10 protein-coding genes are annotated in these 14,862 nt (G+C 74.6%); 3 read left to right on the top strand and 7 right to left on the bottom strand.

What is annotated here, in order from left to right; genetic code table 11:
• Window positions 1-145 precede the first annotated feature (145 nt).
• Window positions 146-685, top strand: a complete 540-nt coding sequence (locus AB0D44_RS03240) for a hypothetical protein (RefSeq protein ID WP_362583563.1) — start codon at window positions 146-148, stop codon at window positions 683-685.
• Here the strand turns inward: AB0D44_RS03240 and AB0D44_RS03235 are convergent.
• The 4 genes from AB0D44_RS03235 to AB0D44_RS03220 all read right to left on the bottom strand — a co-directional run bounded on the left by AB0D44_RS03235 (window position 654) and on the right by AB0D44_RS03220 (window position 11,319).
• The gene (locus tag AB0D44_RS03235) at window positions 654-5,717 is read right to left on the bottom strand and encodes a DUF3320 domain-containing protein (protein ID WP_362583561.1); all 5,064 of its coding nucleotides are present in this window, start codon (window positions 5,715-5,717) and stop codon (window positions 654-656) included. The genes AB0D44_RS03240 and AB0D44_RS03235 overlap by 32 nt on opposite strands.
• Before the next feature lie 217 nt (window positions 5,718-5,934).
• Complete coding sequence (locus AB0D44_RS03230; protein ID WP_362583558.1) at window positions 5,935-7,140, bottom strand: SWIM zinc finger family protein; 1,206 nt, start codon at window positions 7,138-7,140, stop codon at window positions 5,935-5,937.
• Entirely contained in the window at window positions 7,137-9,944 is a 2,808-nt protein-coding gene (locus tag AB0D44_RS03225; protein WP_362583555.1) for a DEAD/DEAH box helicase, read from the bottom strand. Before AB0D44_RS03225 ends, AB0D44_RS03230 begins: the two co-directional genes overlap by 4 nt.
• Window positions 9,945-10,041: 97 nt before the next feature.
• Window positions 10,042-11,319, bottom strand: a complete 1,278-nt coding sequence (locus AB0D44_RS03220; protein ID WP_362583553.1) for a helix-turn-helix transcriptional regulator — start codon at window positions 11,317-11,319, stop codon at window positions 10,042-10,044.
• Window positions 11,320-11,499: 180 nt separating this feature from the next.
• On the opposite strand from AB0D44_RS03220, the gene AB0D44_RS03215 reads away from it, so the two are divergent.
• Together AB0D44_RS03215 and AB0D44_RS03210 are read left to right on the top strand one after the other, a co-directional pair.
• The gene (locus AB0D44_RS03215) at window positions 11,500-12,111 is read left to right on the top strand and encodes a hypothetical protein (protein WP_362583550.1); all 612 of its coding nucleotides are present in this window, start codon (window positions 11,500-11,502) and stop codon (window positions 12,109-12,111) included.
• 124 nt (window positions 12,112-12,235) lie between these two features.
• Complete coding sequence (locus tag AB0D44_RS03210) at window positions 12,236-12,493, top strand: DUF6343 family protein (protein WP_362583928.1); 258 nt, start codon at window positions 12,236-12,238, stop codon at window positions 12,491-12,493.
• A 56-nt stretch (window positions 12,494-12,549) separates the two neighbouring features.
• Here AB0D44_RS03210 and AB0D44_RS03205 read toward each other — a convergent pair whose 3' ends face one another.
• From AB0D44_RS03205 to AB0D44_RS03195, 3 genes are read right to left on the bottom strand one after another with little or no spacing between them, the layout of a single operon-like run.
• Entirely contained in the window at window positions 12,550-12,948 is a 399-nt protein-coding gene (locus tag AB0D44_RS03205; protein WP_362583548.1) for a tetratricopeptide repeat protein, read from the bottom strand.
• 50 nt (window positions 12,949-12,998) lie between these two features.
• Complete coding sequence (coaE, locus tag AB0D44_RS03200; protein WP_362583545.1) at window positions 12,999-13,616, bottom strand: dephospho-CoA kinase; 618 nt, start codon at window positions 13,614-13,616, stop codon at window positions 12,999-13,001.
• A 49-nt stretch (window positions 13,617-13,665) separates the two neighbouring features.
• Window positions 13,666-14,604, bottom strand: a complete 939-nt coding sequence (locus AB0D44_RS03195) for a PAC2 family protein (protein ID WP_362583542.1) — start codon at window positions 14,602-14,604, stop codon at window positions 13,666-13,668.
• Window positions 14,605-14,862: the final 258 nt, after the last annotated feature.

Raw genomic sequence — 14,862 nt, 5'->3', positions numbered from 1 at the left:
CCGACGACTGTGACGCATCAGTTTCCCTGCCTTCCGGAGGAGTCCGCGGGCATTGGTCCCGCACCGGAGACAACGCTCTGAACCCATTCGGGTTATAGAGCCGGTAGGCATTTCACTCCATCGTGTACTGGGTAATGCCTACTTCATGACTGATCGCCCGCTGCTCCTCCTCGATGTGGACGGCCCGCTCAACCCCTTCCGGTCCCCCTTCGCCGGCCTGCGCGGATACCGGAGCCACCGGATGCGTCCGGACGTCTGGCTCGCCTACCGCGACCCGGAGTCGCGCCGTGCCCGGCGCGGCGCGCGGGTCCGCCTGCACCCCTCCCACGGCGGCCGGCTGCTGGCCCTGCCCTTCGAACTCACCTGGGCCACCGCCTGGACGCACCAGGCCAACACGCTGATCTCCCCGCACATCGGACTGCCGGGTGATCTTCCTGTCGTCGAATGGCCGGAACTGTTCGCCCGGGACCCGGACGGCCTCTCGTGGAAGACGCGCCCCCTCGTGGAGTGGGCGGCGGGACGCCCCTTCGCCTGGGTCGACGACATGATCACCCCCCGCGACCGTGCCTGGGTCGCCGCCCACCACCCCTCCCCGGCCCTGCTCCTGCGCATCCACCCCCGCCGCGGCCTGCGGGACCGCGACTTCTCCACCCTCAACCGCTGGGCTCGCGAAGTGACGCGCTGATCCGTCCGTCCACGTGCCGCATCCGTCCCTGAGACACCAGGGCGGCGACGTCCGACTCCAGCGCGCTCCTGATGTCGTCGCCCATCCGCTTCCAGCCGAAGAACTCGCGCCCCTGTCGCATGAGTTCGTCGAGGGACATGCCCGGACACTCCGCGGCCAGCTCGGCCAGGGCCGTCTGCCGCTCCGCCGGCGCCACATGGGTGACCTTCCGGTGGGCGCCGTCCACCGCCGTCCGTGCCCCGCCGAGGTGCCGGCCGCGCACATCGGCGAAGCCGCCGGTGTGGACCACGATCCGCTGCCGGACCAGGTCGCGCAGCACGAGCAGCACGTTGTCCCGGATCCGGCTGCCGGCCCGCTTCACCCCCCACACCTCCCGCGCCCGCTGCACCAGCAGGTCCTCGTGGATCGGCCCTTCCACCTCCACGATCCGGGCCAGTGCCCCGCGCAGCGCCGGCCGCGCCTCGGGGGTGTGGAGCTCCGCCCCGGTGGGCACGCGCACGACCGCCACCTCGTAGGGGCGGCTCCAGTCGCGTTCGGGCACCTCGTCCCCCCGCACCCGTACCCGTACCGGTTCCGGGCGCGGTGCCTGGAACGGGACCGGGACCGGGACCGGAGCAGAGCCCGGAGCCGGATCCTGAGCCGGAGCCGCGCCAGGGGCCGGTACCGAACCCGGAACCGGAGCCGCGCCAGGGGCCGGTACCGAACCCGGAACCGGAGCCGCACCAGGGGCCGGTACCGGGGCGGCGGGCCGCGCGAAGGGGTCGCGGGCCGTGGCGGCCGCCACCGCCGCCTTCAGCCGGCTCTCCGCCCCGGCACGATTGCGGTACCAGTCGGTCCCCCAGATCCGGTGCAGCGTCCACCCGAGTCCTTCGAGGACCTGCTGGCGCAGTCGGTCCCGGTCCCGCGCCGCCCGCGAGGAGTGGTACATCGCGCCGTCGCACTCGATGCCCAGTGCGTACGAGCCCGGCGCCGCCGGATGCCTGAGCCCCAGGTCGATGCGGTAGCCCGAGACACCGACCTGCGGCTGGACCTCGTAGCCCCACCCGCGCAGCACCCGCAGCACGGACTCTTCGAACGGGCTGTCCGGTTCCGTGTCGGCGGCCACCGCGTCCCGGGACAGGACCGCGGGCCCGTTCTCCGCGTACTCCAGATAGCGCTTGAGGTACCGGACGCTCGGGTTCGCGCTGTCCTTGAGCTGCCCGCCGTGGAAGGACGCGACGAGTTCCACCCGGTAGCGCGCACGGGTCACGGCCACGTTCAGCCGCCGCCAGCCGCCCTCCCTGTTGATCGGGCCGAAGCCCAGACCGAGGACTCCACGCTCGTCCGGGCCGTAGCCGACCGACATGATCATGACGTCGCGCTCGTCGCCCTGGACCGATTCGAGGCTCTTGACGAAGAACCCGTCGAGCCGGTCCTCCGTGAAGCAGCGGTCCAGGTCCGGACGGGCCAGTCTGGCCTGCTGCACGCACTCGTCGATCGTGCTCGCCTGGGCCTGCGAGAGCGCCACCACGCCCAGGCTCCGGCCCGGCCGGGTGTCGAAGTGGTGCAGCACGCGCCGTGCCACCTCTTCGGCCTCGCGCCGGTTGTCCCGGCGGCCGCCCTTGTCGTAGCAGCCGTCGGCCTTGAAGAACGCGACGCCGAGGTCGGGGCCGCTCTCCGTCGCGCCGGGAAAGGTGACCAGGCCGTTCTCGTAGAACTCCCGGTTGCTGAAGGTGATCAGGTCCTCGTGGCGGCTGCGGTAGTGCCAGCGCAGCGGCAGCTCACGCAGGGCGCCGGCCTTGCAGGCGTGCAGCAGGGACTCGAAGGAGTCGGGCACGTCCTCGTCGTACTCGTCTCCCCCGTCCCCGACCGCCGCGTCGAAGAAGGCCGTCGGCGGGAGCTGCTTCTCATCGCCCGCGACGATCAGCGAACGCCCCCGGTAGACGCAGTTGACCGCGTCCCCGGGCCGGACCTGCGAGGCCTCGTCGAAGATCACCACGTCGAAGCGGTAGTCGGCCGGCAGGTACTGGCTGACCGACAGCGGGTTCATCATGAAGCAGGGCTTGACCGCTTGGACGACCTCCCGCGCCCGTCCCAGGAGGTCGCGAACCGGCATGTGCCGCGCCTTCTTCTCGGCCTCGCGCCGGATGACGGCCGCGCCGCCCCCGCCGAACGCCCGCGGCCTGCGGCTGTTGCAGGCCGCGACCACGGCGCCGGCCGCGGCGGCCACCAGCATCCGGTCGGCCTCGCGGAAGCTGCCCACGCGGGCGTCCAGTTCCGCGGCGCCCGTCGTCCGCAGCCGTGGATCCGAGGCGAGCAGGGTGTCGGCCCACAGCTGGAGCACCGCGCGTTCGACCACCGCGGGGAAGACCTCCGCGGGGATGTTCCGCTCCGCGGCACGCGGGACGAGGTCGTCGAGGCCGTGGGCCGCCAGGACCGAGAGTCCACTGCGGTACGCCTGCCACTGCGCCGGCCCGGAGGGGTCGCGCGCCAGCACGGCGAGGGCCTCGGCCGCCTCCGCCATCGTGCCGCCCAGTGCGGCACGCAGGTTCGGCCTGCGGGCGTCGTCGAACATCGCGGTGAAGGACGCCGAGGCGGCAGCCCACCGCCCGGTACGCCGTTCCACCTCATCGCACCAGTCGGCGAGGGCCGCCCGGAGCACCTCGGCCCGGAGCACGCAGGGGTGCGGCGAGGCCTCGTACGCGAGCACCTGCGGCAGCCGGTCCGGATGGGCGGCGCCCCTCGTGAGCCCGGCGATCCGGTCCGCGTTCGCCAAGGCCTCCAGGGCCGGCCCGAACCCGCTGTCCCGGCCCGGTACATAGGGTCCGAGCAGTGCGCCGTGCTCCGCGACGAGCCGCCGCGCGCGCTGGTGGCCCCGCTGCCAGGCGAGCGCCTCGCCGAGCCGCTCCCGCACCGCCTTGCTCCAGATCCCGTCCACCGTCAGGGCGGCCGCCGCGGCACGGTCCGCCCGGTACTGGCCGGTCAGCCGGGCCGTCAGCCCCCGGTGGTCCGCCTCGAACCTGCGGACCAGCTCGGGCAGTTCGGCGTATTCCAGGACCTGCGGTCCGAACACGTCCTGCGCCGCCGCGCGTGCGGAGTGCGCCTCGGCGACGGCGGCCCGGATCTCGTCGACCGCCGCGCGGGCGTTGCGCAGCTGCCGCTCGTCGAACCAGTGGGCCGGCGGCCGGTGTGCCGCCTCACTCAGCCCGGCGAGCTCGATCAGCGCCAGGACGGCCGCGATGTCCCCCGGCCGGTCAAGCCCGAAGTCCTCCGCGAGCTGCTCGGCCGCGGCGGACCGGTCCTCCAGTCGCGTACCGCTCCGCGAGTCCGGGTGCCGGGCCGGCAGCCCCGCCTTCAGCTCGTCCGCGAGCCGCCTGATCTCCCGTACGTCCTGCGCGACCGGCATCGCCGACACCAGCGGCCTGCGCTCCGCCGCCGACCGGACCGACTGCACCGCGTCGACCGCCTCCGCAAGGGCCGTGGCCACCGAGCCGTCCCCTGCCTCGTCCGCGTCGCGCAGGCCCCGCCAGGCGAAGCCCTCCCCCTCGGCCGACGGCCGCCAGGACCTCGCCACCGACCGGGCGGCGGCCAGGACCTCCGCGAGGGAGGCGGCACTGAGCGTACGGGTGGAGCCGCCGGCCCCGGTGGTGGGGGGCAGGTGCGGGACCGCGTCCTGGTCGAGCCGTGCGAGCCGGCCCAGGACATGGTGCAGGGAGCGGCCGAGCGGGTGCCGCTCCTCGTTCATGGCCGCCGCGTGGGCGGACACCTGCTCGCGCAGGCGTCGCGCCGCGTCGAGTTCGTGCTCCGCCGCGCCCGAGGCCCGTACCTCGGTGGTCAGGGCCCGGTCCAACTCCTGGGCGACCGCCTTCTTGCCGGTGTCGCCGCTGTGCAGGGCGAGCACGAAGTCGCCGAGTCCGACGTCCGTCAGCCGGTTGCGCACGACGTCGAGGGCGGCCGCCTTCTCGCTGACGAACAGGACCGTGCGGCCGGAGTGCATCAGGCCCGCGATCATGTTGGTGATCGTCTGGCTCTTGCCGGTGCCGGGCGGGCCGCTCATGACGAACGACCTGCCCGCCATGGCCGCCGCGATGCACTGGCGCTGCGAAGCGTCCGCGTCCAGCACGAGCGGCGTCTGCTCCGGCAGCTGGATCTCGTCGATGCGGTCCGGCGCGGGCGGTTCGAAGCCGATCAGGTCGTCGGGGAGTCCGGACTCCGGGCCGAGCCCGATCGCCCTGATCAGCGGGTGGTCGAGGATCGCCGCCTCGTTCTCCTTGAGGTCCTGGTACATCGCCTCCTTGTGGGCGGCGAAGGTGGCCAGGACGACGGTCTCGCAGACCTCCCAGCCGGCCTGTCCGGCGGCCGCGGACCGGGCCGCGGCCAGCACGCGGTCCGGAGCCAGGCAGTCGGTCTGCGCAACGGCCGTCCAGTCGACGCCGAGCTGCGCGAGTTTCACCGCGAGGGCCGGGTTGTGCAGGGCGTCCTGCCCCTCGGCCCTGTGCAGCCGGATCCTGCCGGTCCGGTCGCGTACGAGCTCCACGGGGACCAGCACCAGAGGGGCCGAGCTGTTCTCGTGGGCCCCCTCCTCACGCCACCGGAGCATGCCGACCCCGAGCCAGAGCACCCACAGGCCGAAGTCGTTGTAGGTCTGGTTCGCCTTCTGCCTCAGCTGCCGCAGGGCGCTGTCGAGCGCCCCCTGCGTCCGCTTCTGCGTGACGAGGCCGTCGGCTCCGGCCTTGCGGCGTTCTTCCTCCCCGGGCTCGTCCTCCTCCGCCTCGTCCTCCTCCGCCTCGTCCTCCCCGGGCTCCTCCTCCTCGGCTTCGTCGCGGACCGGCGCGAAGTCCCAGCCCCGGCCCAGTCCGCCGAGCAGTGCTTCGTACCCCGGCTCGGTGATCTCCAGGGTGAGGGTCCGCGTGTGCGTGAAGTTCAGCAGGCGGTTGCGGCCGCCGAGGTCGATCAGCGACTCCCGCCAGCCGCCCAGCACGGCCCTCAGCTTCTCGAGGCTGGGGTCGGTGCTTCCGTGGGCGGCGTCGGCATGCGCCGTGGGGCCGTGCATCAGGGGGCTACCTCCGCGGCAGGGGTCGGAAGAGGCCGTCCCGGCAGGGGGGCGGCCTCTTCGTCGCTTCTATCAGCTGCCGTCCGGGAACACGCCGCGATTGATCCTTTTACCGACCGCGCACCAACGATCCTCGAGCTCCGCGCCACCGTGCCGCCGCGTCACCGTGCCACCGCGCCACCGCGCCACCGCGCCACCGTGCCGCCGGCACCGGGCCCTACCCGCTCAGCGCCGTGACCGGGTCCGGGGAGGGGCGGCCCGTGGGCCACCAGTCGGTGTCGTCCGGGCGGGACTCGTAGGCGTACCAGAGGGAGTCGCGGCCGAGGCGGAGCTGACGGGTGCCGGACGTCAGGCGGTTGCGGTCGGGGCGGAAGGAGCCCTGCGCGGCGGCGAGGAGTGCCGGACGGGCGCGGTCGAAGGGGCCGGCCGGCGGGTCCCAGGGCTCTTCGAGGGCGGCGAGGGCGGGGCGGCCGCCCTGCCGCCATGCCGCAGCGGCCCGGGCCAGGTCGGTGGTGGTACGGCCGGTTGCGCGGGCCAGGTCCCGGTAGAGGGTACGGGCGGCTCCCGTGAGCCCCGAGGTGGGGTGCGCGGAGGCCAGCCGGACGGCGTCCTGCCACAGGCCGAGTCCGGCGATCGGGTCCTCGGTGGTGGTCAGGATGGCGAGGGCGCGGGCCGCGGCGTCGGAGGCGAGCTGGTCCAGGGCGAGCGGGTCCGGGGCCGCGGGGTCGGCCGGGTAGGCGGGCGGCAGACCCGCGGCGGCGGGCGCGGCGAGCGGCGCGGGCAGCAGCGGCAGGCTGGTGCGGGCGAGCGCCGCCCGGGCCGGGACGCCGGGGAAGTCGGGGGAGGCGTCGGGCTGTTCGCGCGCGGCGTGGGAGGCGTTGCGCCGGGTCAGCTCGTCGAGGATCTCCCGTTCACCGCGGCCGCGCAGGAGCAGCAGGACGAAGGGGTCCTCGTCGAGCAGCCGGGCCGCGCGGTAGCAGAGGGCGGCCGCGTGCTTGCACGGCGGACGCGCCACGTCCGGGCAGGAGCAGCGCGGAAGGAGCTCGCCGGCGCCGGGCAGCACGTTTCCCGCGAGCGACTGCGGGACCTCCCGCTCCAGCAGGGCGGCGAGCGCCGCGGGATCGGCCGCCACCGCCTCCAGCAGTTCGTCCCACTCCGGGTCCGCGAAGGCGGGAAGCGCCAGCTCGGTACGGTACGGGCGCGGCCGGCTGCCCCGTACGTACGCCACGATCCGGCCCGGTGTGATGGTGACCGCGTCGACGTGGCCCTCGGCGGCGTACGCACGGCCCCGGGCCAGTCGTGCCGGGTCGCGGGAGACCGCCTCCAGCGCCGACACCCAGGCCCGGCCCCACCAGCTCACCGCCTCGGCCCCGGCGGGCACGGTCTCGAAGGTGCGGCGGCGGTCGTCCCGCGCGGTGATCATGCGGACCTCCGCAGGGAGACGAGATCGGCCAGCTCCCGGTCGGTCAGCTCGGTCAGCGCCGCCTCGCCGGAGCCCAGGACGGCGTCGGCCAGCGCCCGCTTGGCCTCCAGCATCTCGGCGATCCGGTCCTCCACGGTGCCTTCGGCGATGATCCGGTGGACCTGGACGGGCTGGGTCTGCCCGATCCGGTAGGCACGGTCGGTGGCCTGTTCCTCGACGGCCGGGTTCCACCAGCGGTCGAAGTGGATGACGTGGCCTGCCCGGGTGAGGTTCAGCCCGGTGCCCGCCGCCTTCAGGGACAGCAGGAAGACCGGGACCTCGCCCGCCTGGAAGCGGTCGACGAGCTCCTCGCGGCGCGCCACCGGTGTGCCGCCGTGCAGCAGCTGGTGGGAGATCCCCCGGGCCGCGAGGTGCCGCTCGATGAGCCGGGCCATCGTCACGTACTGCGTGAAGACCAGCACCGAACCGTCCTCGGCCAGGATCGTGTCCAGCAGCTCGTCGAGCAGGGCGAGCTTGCCCGAGCGGTGCGCGATCCGCGGCTCCGCCTCCTTCAGGTACTGCGCCGGGTGGTTGCAGATCTGCTTGAGCGAGGCCAGCAGCTTCATGATCATGCCGCGCCGCTCCATGCCCTCGCTGGACCCGATGACGGCCATCGCCTCGTCCACCGCGGCCTGGTACAGCGAAGCCTGCTCACGGGTCAGGGAGACGGGATGGTCGGTCTCCGTCTTGGGCGGCAGCTCGGGCGCGATACCGGGGTCGGACTTCTTGCGGCGCAGCAGGAACGGCCGCACGAGCGCCGCGAGCCGGGCCACCGCCGCCTCGTTGCCGCCGTCCTCCTCCTGCTGGTGCTCCACCGGACGGGCGTGGCGGGCCCGGAAGGCGGTGAGCGGACCCAGCAGACCCGGTGTGGTCCAGTCGAGCAGCGCCCACAGTTCGGAGAGGTTGTTCTCCACCGGGGTGCCCGTCAGCGCCACCCGGGCCGGAGCGGGGATCGTGCGCAGGGCCTTGGCGGTCGCCGAATGCGGGTTCTTGACGTGCTGGGCCTCATCGGCGACGACCATGCCCCAGCTCTGCCCGGCGAGCAGGGGGGCGCTGGCGCGCATCGTCCCGTACGTGGTGAGGACGAAGCCCCCGGCGAGGTCCTCGAGGTGGCGGCTGCCGCCGTGGAAGCGGCGCACGGGCGTGCCGGGGGCGAACTTCTCGATTTCCCGCTGCCAGTTGCCCAGCAGGGACGCGGGACAGACGACGAGCGTCGGCTCGGGGCGGTCGCGGTGCAGGTGCAGCGCGATCAGGGTGACGGTCTTGCCCAGGCCCATGTCGTCGGCGAGGCAGCCGCCGAGGCCGAGGGAGGTCATCAAGTCCAGCCAGGCCAGGCCGCGGGCCTGGTAGTCGCGCAGGGTGGCCTTGAGCGCGGCGGGCTGCGGCAGCGGGGCCAACTCCCCCGTCAGGCGCTCCCGGAGAGCGGCCAGCGCTCCCACCGCGACCGCCTCGACGGGCTCCCCGTCGACCTCGGCCGTGCCGGACAGTACGGTCGCCAGCGCGTCCACCGGGTCCAGCAGGCCGAGTTCCCGCTTGCGCGCCTTGCGCACCAGTTCCGGATCCACGCGCACCCACTGGTCCCGCAGCCGTACCACCGGCCGGTGGGCCTGCGCGAGGGCGTCCATCTCCCCCGGGGTGAGCCGGTCGCCGCCCAGCGCCAGCTCCCAGGAGAAGGCGAAGAGGTGCTCGGCGTCGAAGAAGGCGGTGCCGTCGGTCGCGGAGCCGGGTGCGGTGGACCGTACGACGGCGGTCGCGGACAGCGTACGGGCCAGCTCGCGGGGCCAGTGGACCGGTACGCCGGCGGCTGCCAGCCGGTGCGCGGCGGTGCCCAGCAGGTCTTCGAGCTCCGGGTCCGACAGGGCCAGGGCGTCGGGCACCGGCTGGTCGAGCAGGCGCAGCAGGGGCGGCCACACCCGCGCGGCCCGGCGCAGCGCGAGCACGGCGTCGATCCGCGCGCGAGGACCGAACCCGGCGGCCGCAGCGCCCGCCCACAGGTGGCCGGCATCGGTGACCAGAGTCGGGTCGGCGAGGCTGTGCACCTGGACCACGGCGGCCCCTGCGCGCCGCACGTCCTCGGGCTCGGCCTCGTCGAAGAGGCGGAAGGAGGACAGGTCGAGGCGCAGCGAGATCCCGACGCCCGTGTCCGCTCCGGCCGCGACCTGCGCGGCCCACTCCCGTATCCCGGGCACGCGCTGCGGCTCCCGGGCGGCGAACGGCCCTCCGGCCGCGACGGCGGCGGCCGGGGTACGGGGCAGGCTGTCGGCGACGGCGTCGAGGAAGGCGCGGACCAGGGCTTCCGGTTCGGGCAGGTGCAGCGGGCGGCGGCCGGCGAGCGGGGTCGCGTATCCCTCGTGCGGCAGTGCGGCGGCGACCGCGCGCAGATGGTCGACATCGGCGGCGTCGAGCGGCCCGGCGCGCCAGGCGTCGACGCCCTCGGGGGTGAGCCCGGGGAGCAGCCGGCCCCGGGCGACCAGGCTGAGCGCCTGCGTGGCGGCGGTGCCCCAGGCGCGGGTGGCGGGGTGGGCGGCGGGGCTGCGGGGTGCCTGGGCGAGCAGGGGCAGGGCGGCGGTGACGGAGAAGGCCACGGCGGGCACGGTCCGGGTGCGGACCCCGTCGCCGTGCGGACGGACCACGGTGAGCTCCGTCTGCGTACCGGCCTCGGGCAGGGCGTCCCCGCCGGGCGCCCAGAACAGGAGCCGCCCCTCGCGGGGGACCGCGGCGGGCAGGAACACGGCCGCGTGGCGCAGCAGTGCGCGTGGTGTCATGGCGTGGCCCCCTCCCCGGTCGCTGCGGATGTCCTGTCCACCGAGTCTAGGTGCGGTCACTGACAACGCCGCTGACCTGGGCATACGCCCGCGTGGGTCAGTGTGCCCAGCGGCTCTGTTCGGTGGCGTAGCCGTACACGGGACGGTCCGCGGCCGCCGCGCTGGTGCGCAGGGGCCGGCCGTTGTCGTCGAGGCGCAGGGTGCCCGATCCGGAGGGCGCGGTCCACCGCAGGTCCAGGGACCAGTCGCAGTCGCACCCCGTGGTGGCGGCCTCCACGCGCAGGACGGCCGGCTCGGACGCCGAGACGCGGAGCGGGAACGCGGGTGCCGGGAGGGTGCTCCCGGTGTCGTTGCCGGGGACGGGCCGCAGGACGGGGCGCGGCGCGTCCAGGTTCACCGCGAAGGCCGCCGGGGTGAGCGCACCGCCGCAGCCCTGGGACATCCGGTACACGTTCCAGGCGGGCGGAGTGCGCCGCGCGGCCACCCGGACCTCCAGGTCTTCGAGCACGACGCTGCCGGTGCCCGTGCCGTGGAGGGTGATCTCCACGATCTGCGTCCCTGCGTGCACGGCGCGCTGTGCCGAGGCCCAGGCGGGGGCGTCGGCCTCGACGGGCGGCGGGGGCACCGACCCCGGATCCGGCTCGGCCAGGTAGGCGTGATCACATCCGTGGGCCCATACGTGCGACCGCACCGCCTCCGTGAGCGGAGCCGGCGCGGGCGCCGGGGACGGGCCGGCGGAGGACCCCGGGGCGGTCCCCACGGCCCCCGGGCCAGTACCCGGGCCCGTGCCCGGGCCGGCGCCGGGCGGGGTCCCGCGTTCCGGCAAGGACACCGCCAGCACGGCCACGGCCACCGCACCCGCCGCCACCCCGCCGGCCAGCACGGCAACCGCCCGCCGCCGGTGCCGGCGCACCCGGCCGGCGCCGGGCCCCGAGGCCGACTCCTGCTCCCGCTCCTGCTGCCGCTCCCGCTCCTGCTCCGACCCGGACACCGGCCCCCGGCCCGCCCCCGGCCCTGCCCCCATAACCGCCCCGGCTGCCGAGCCCGAGCCCGCCCGCGGCCCCGCCCCCGGCCGCAGCCCCGGCGCGGCCCGCTCCGGGGGCGGGGGCGCCGCCCGTCGGCGGGCGTCCGCCAGCAGCCAGGCCCGGTGCAGCGCCACCGCCTCCCCCGGCGCGGCCCCGCAGGCCCGGGCGAAGCGGTCCACCGCCGCGAACTGCGTCGGCACGGCCTCCCCGTTGCAGTAGCGGTGCAGGGTCGACGTACTCGTGTGCAGCTTGCGCGCGAGCGCCCCGTAACTCAGCCCGGCGCGCTCCTTCAGCTCCCGCATCAGCCGGGCGAACGCCTCCGCCTCGACCGACCGCTCCGCCTCACCCACGGCGTTCCCCCGTCCCGCGACTGCGTTCCATGCAGGGGGTGTTCCCCCAGGTGACAGCAGGTACGGCCGTTCCAGTGTCCCGAATGTGCCGCAATCCGTCGCCCGGCACCCCGCGCCGGGGAAACCCTGCTCACGCACGGCACCGCACCACCACACCGAACGCAACGGGGAGAGCCGACCATGTTCCGACGCACCGCCACCAGCACCGCCTCCGCAGCCCTCGCGGCAGCCGCCGCCCTCGTCCTGACCGCATCGACCACTGCCACGGCCGCCACCGCGCCCGGGTTCATCGACGGCACCGACCTGCCGCCGCACCCCACCTCCCCCTGGTACGCGGGCCAGGTCACTCCGGGGCTGCCCGAGTTCGCGCCGCTCTGCCTGGACGGGGTCCTCCCGGCCCAGGGCAGCCGGCACCGCGCGTTCGGTACGGAATTCGACACCGGCGCCCTGCAGATCTCCGTACGGGCCGCCTCCGCCACGGCCGCCGCGAAGCTGGCCACCACCCTGGAACGCAAGGTCGCCGGCTGCGCCGCCGACTGGCTGCGGACGACCCCGGGCGGAACCGCTTCCTGGAACGACTACGGAAAGCTCGCCGTGGAGGAGGGCGCTCACGTCTACGGCGTGCACACCTCGATCCCGGAGTCCGAGCCGGGCGTGCACCTCTACGGCATCGGACGCGACGGTTCCACGGTGACCGTCGTGCAGTGGGGTCAGATGGGCGACCTGTCCCACGCCCCCGTCGCCGACTTCAGGAAGACGACGGTCAAGGCCGTGGACAAGCTGCTCCCGTAACCGTCCGCCCGAGGCCCGCCCGCCCGCGCCCCGCCCGCCCCTGGCACGACCGCCCCCCGCCCGCCCCCGCCTGGCCCGACCGCCCCGGCCACCGGAGTGGCACCATGGACATGAGGCGATGACCATGCGTTCCGGGAACGAGCCGGTGACTGCCCGCAGTCCGCTGCGGCTGCGGTTCTGGCTGAGTCTGTGGGGGCTGATCTGGGCTGCCGCCGGGACGGCCGGGTTCACGCTGGCCGGGCGTTCCGGATGGGCGGCGGCCTGCGGGGCGGTGGCGCTGGTGGCGGTCGTCGACCTGGCGGTGGTCGTCCACCACATCCACCAGGGCCCGCACTACCAGCCCGGCCCCGACATCCCCCCGTACGAACCGCCGCGCCATTAGGGCGTCGGCAGAGGGGGCCGATGGCGGGCACCCGCGGCCGCGGCCCGTGGCTGCCGTTACTGCTCGAAGCGGGCCGCTTCCAGGTACTCCGGCTGCGGGTCGAGGGCCGCGGCCAGCCGGAAGTGCTTGCGCGCTTGGTCGGGCCGGCCCGAGCGCTCATGGGTGCGGGCCAGGGCGAAGTGCGCGAAGGCGTTGTCCGGCTCACGCTCCAGCACCAGCTCGAACTCCAGCTCCGCGGGGCGCAATTGGGCCGCAGCGAAGAACGCCCGGGCACGCAGCAGCCGGGCCGCCGTGTTCTCGGGGTGGGCGGCTATGACCGAGTCGAGCAGCTTGACCGCGCCCCGCGGGTCGCGTGCGGCCAGCAGCTGCTCGGCGGCCCGGTAGTCGATGACGTGCGTCTCGGGGCTCGCCGGGGGCGAGGAGGAAGACGAGGACTGCGGCGTGGTGTCGGACACGATCGGTTCCTTCCCTCTACGGGCGCGTTCAACGCCGCGCCGAGCGCCCGCTATTCCGCCGCTCGAGCCGGCTGCGCCGCACGCGCGGTGAGCTCCGCCCACACCTTGCGCACCTGCGGCTCCAGCGCCTCCAGCGGCCCGTCGTTGTCGATCACCAGGTGCGCCACCGCGAGCCGCTGCTCCCGCGTGGCCTGCGCGGCCATCCTGGCCCGCGCCTCGTCCTCGGCCATCCCGCGCAGCGCGGTCAGCCGCGCCAGCTGCGTCTGCGGCGCCGCGTCCACCACGACCACCAGGTCGTAGAGCGGCGCCAGGCCGTTCTCGGCGAGCAGCGGTACGTCGTGCACCACGATCGCGTCGGCCCCCGCGGCGGCCTCCAGCTCGGCGGACCGGGCCCCGACCAGGGGGTGCACGATCGCGTTCAGGGTCTGGAGCTTCGCCGGGTCGGCGAACACGATCGTGCCCAGCTTCGGCCGGTCCAGCGCCCCCTGCGGGGTCAGCACGTCCTCTCCGAAGGCCGCCACGACGGCCGCGAGCCCCGGCGTGCCCGGTTCGACGACTTCCCGCGCGATCCGGTCGGCGTCCACGATGACCGCCCCGTACCCCGCCAGCAGTCGCGAGACCTCGCTCTTGCCGGCACCGATTCCGCCCGTCAGGCCCACTTTCAGCATGTTCTTCAGCCTAGACGCCGCCCCCGTCACCCCCACAGCCCCCTGCGTGTCAGTTCTCGCCCTCGCGCTCGGCGAGGAACCGCTCGAACTCGCGCCCGATCTCGTCCGCGGAGGGGATCTCGGCGGGCTCGGCGATCATGTTCCCCCGGGTTTCTGCGCCGGCGGCCGCGTCGTACTGGTGCTCCAGCCCCCGCACCAGGCTGACCAGTTCCTCGTCGCCCTCGCGGATCTGCCGGTCGATCTCCGTCTGCGTGCGGTGCGCCTCGGTCCGCAGGGCGTGCGCCACGGCGGGCAGGACCAGCCCGGTGGCGGCCGTGATCGCCTCGAGCACCGTCAGCGCCGCGTCCGGATACGGGGAGCGGGCGACGTAGTGCGGTACGTGCGCGGCGACGCCCAGCACGTCATGCCCGGCCTGGGCCAGGCGGAACTCCACCAGCGACTCCGCGCTGCCCGGCACCTGCGCCTCGTCGAAGGGGCTGCGGTGGCCCGGCATGAGGTCGGTCCGGTTGCCGTGGGGGGTGATGCCGACGGGCCTCGTGTGCGGGACGCCCATGGGGATGCCGTGAAAGTTCACCGAGAGCCGCACGCCGAGGCGCTCGACGATCTGCCGGACGGCCAGGGTGAAGCGCTCCCACTCCACGTCCGGCTCCGGGCCGGACAGCAGCAGGAAGGGGGCTCCGGTGGCGTCCTGGACGAGCCGGACCTCGAGCCGGGGCTCCTCGAACTCCGTCCAGTGGTCGCGCTGGAAGGTCAGCAGTGGACGGCGGGCCCGGTAGTCCACCAGCCGGTCCGCGTCGAAGCGCGCCACCACCTGGTGGGGCAGGGTGTCCAGGAGCCGCTCGACGATCTGCTCCCCCGCCTCACCCGCGTCGATGTACCCCTCGAAGTGGTACAGCATGACCAGCCCGGCCGAGTCCTGGGCGACCGCCAGGTCGGCCACCGCCAGGCCCTTGGCGTCCCATTCGTACAAGCCCTGTGGATCAAGCACCGTCACCACTCCTCCCTCGCAGCGTTCTCTGCAAGAACGTGCAAGGAGGCTCCACCATTCCCCAGTTGACCGGTTTCACGTGAACGCAACGGTTGGACGGGTCAACGGCGCGACTGTTCGACGGTTCGACGGATCAACAGGTCAACGGGTCAAGGGGTCAACGGATCAAAACCTGCCCGTTCCGCCGGTGGACCGAACGGAGGGGGGACCGCGCACCACGCGACAAGGCCCGCCCCCCGAAGGGGACGGGCCTTGTCG

The sequence above is a fragment of the Streptomyces sp. NPDC048349 genome (assembly GCF_040651925.1).
GTDB lineage: Bacteria > Actinomycetota > Actinomycetes > Streptomycetales > Streptomycetaceae > Streptomyces.
Note: the sequence above shows the minus strand (reverse complement) of the source record. Positions and strands in the feature narration are given on the sequence as shown.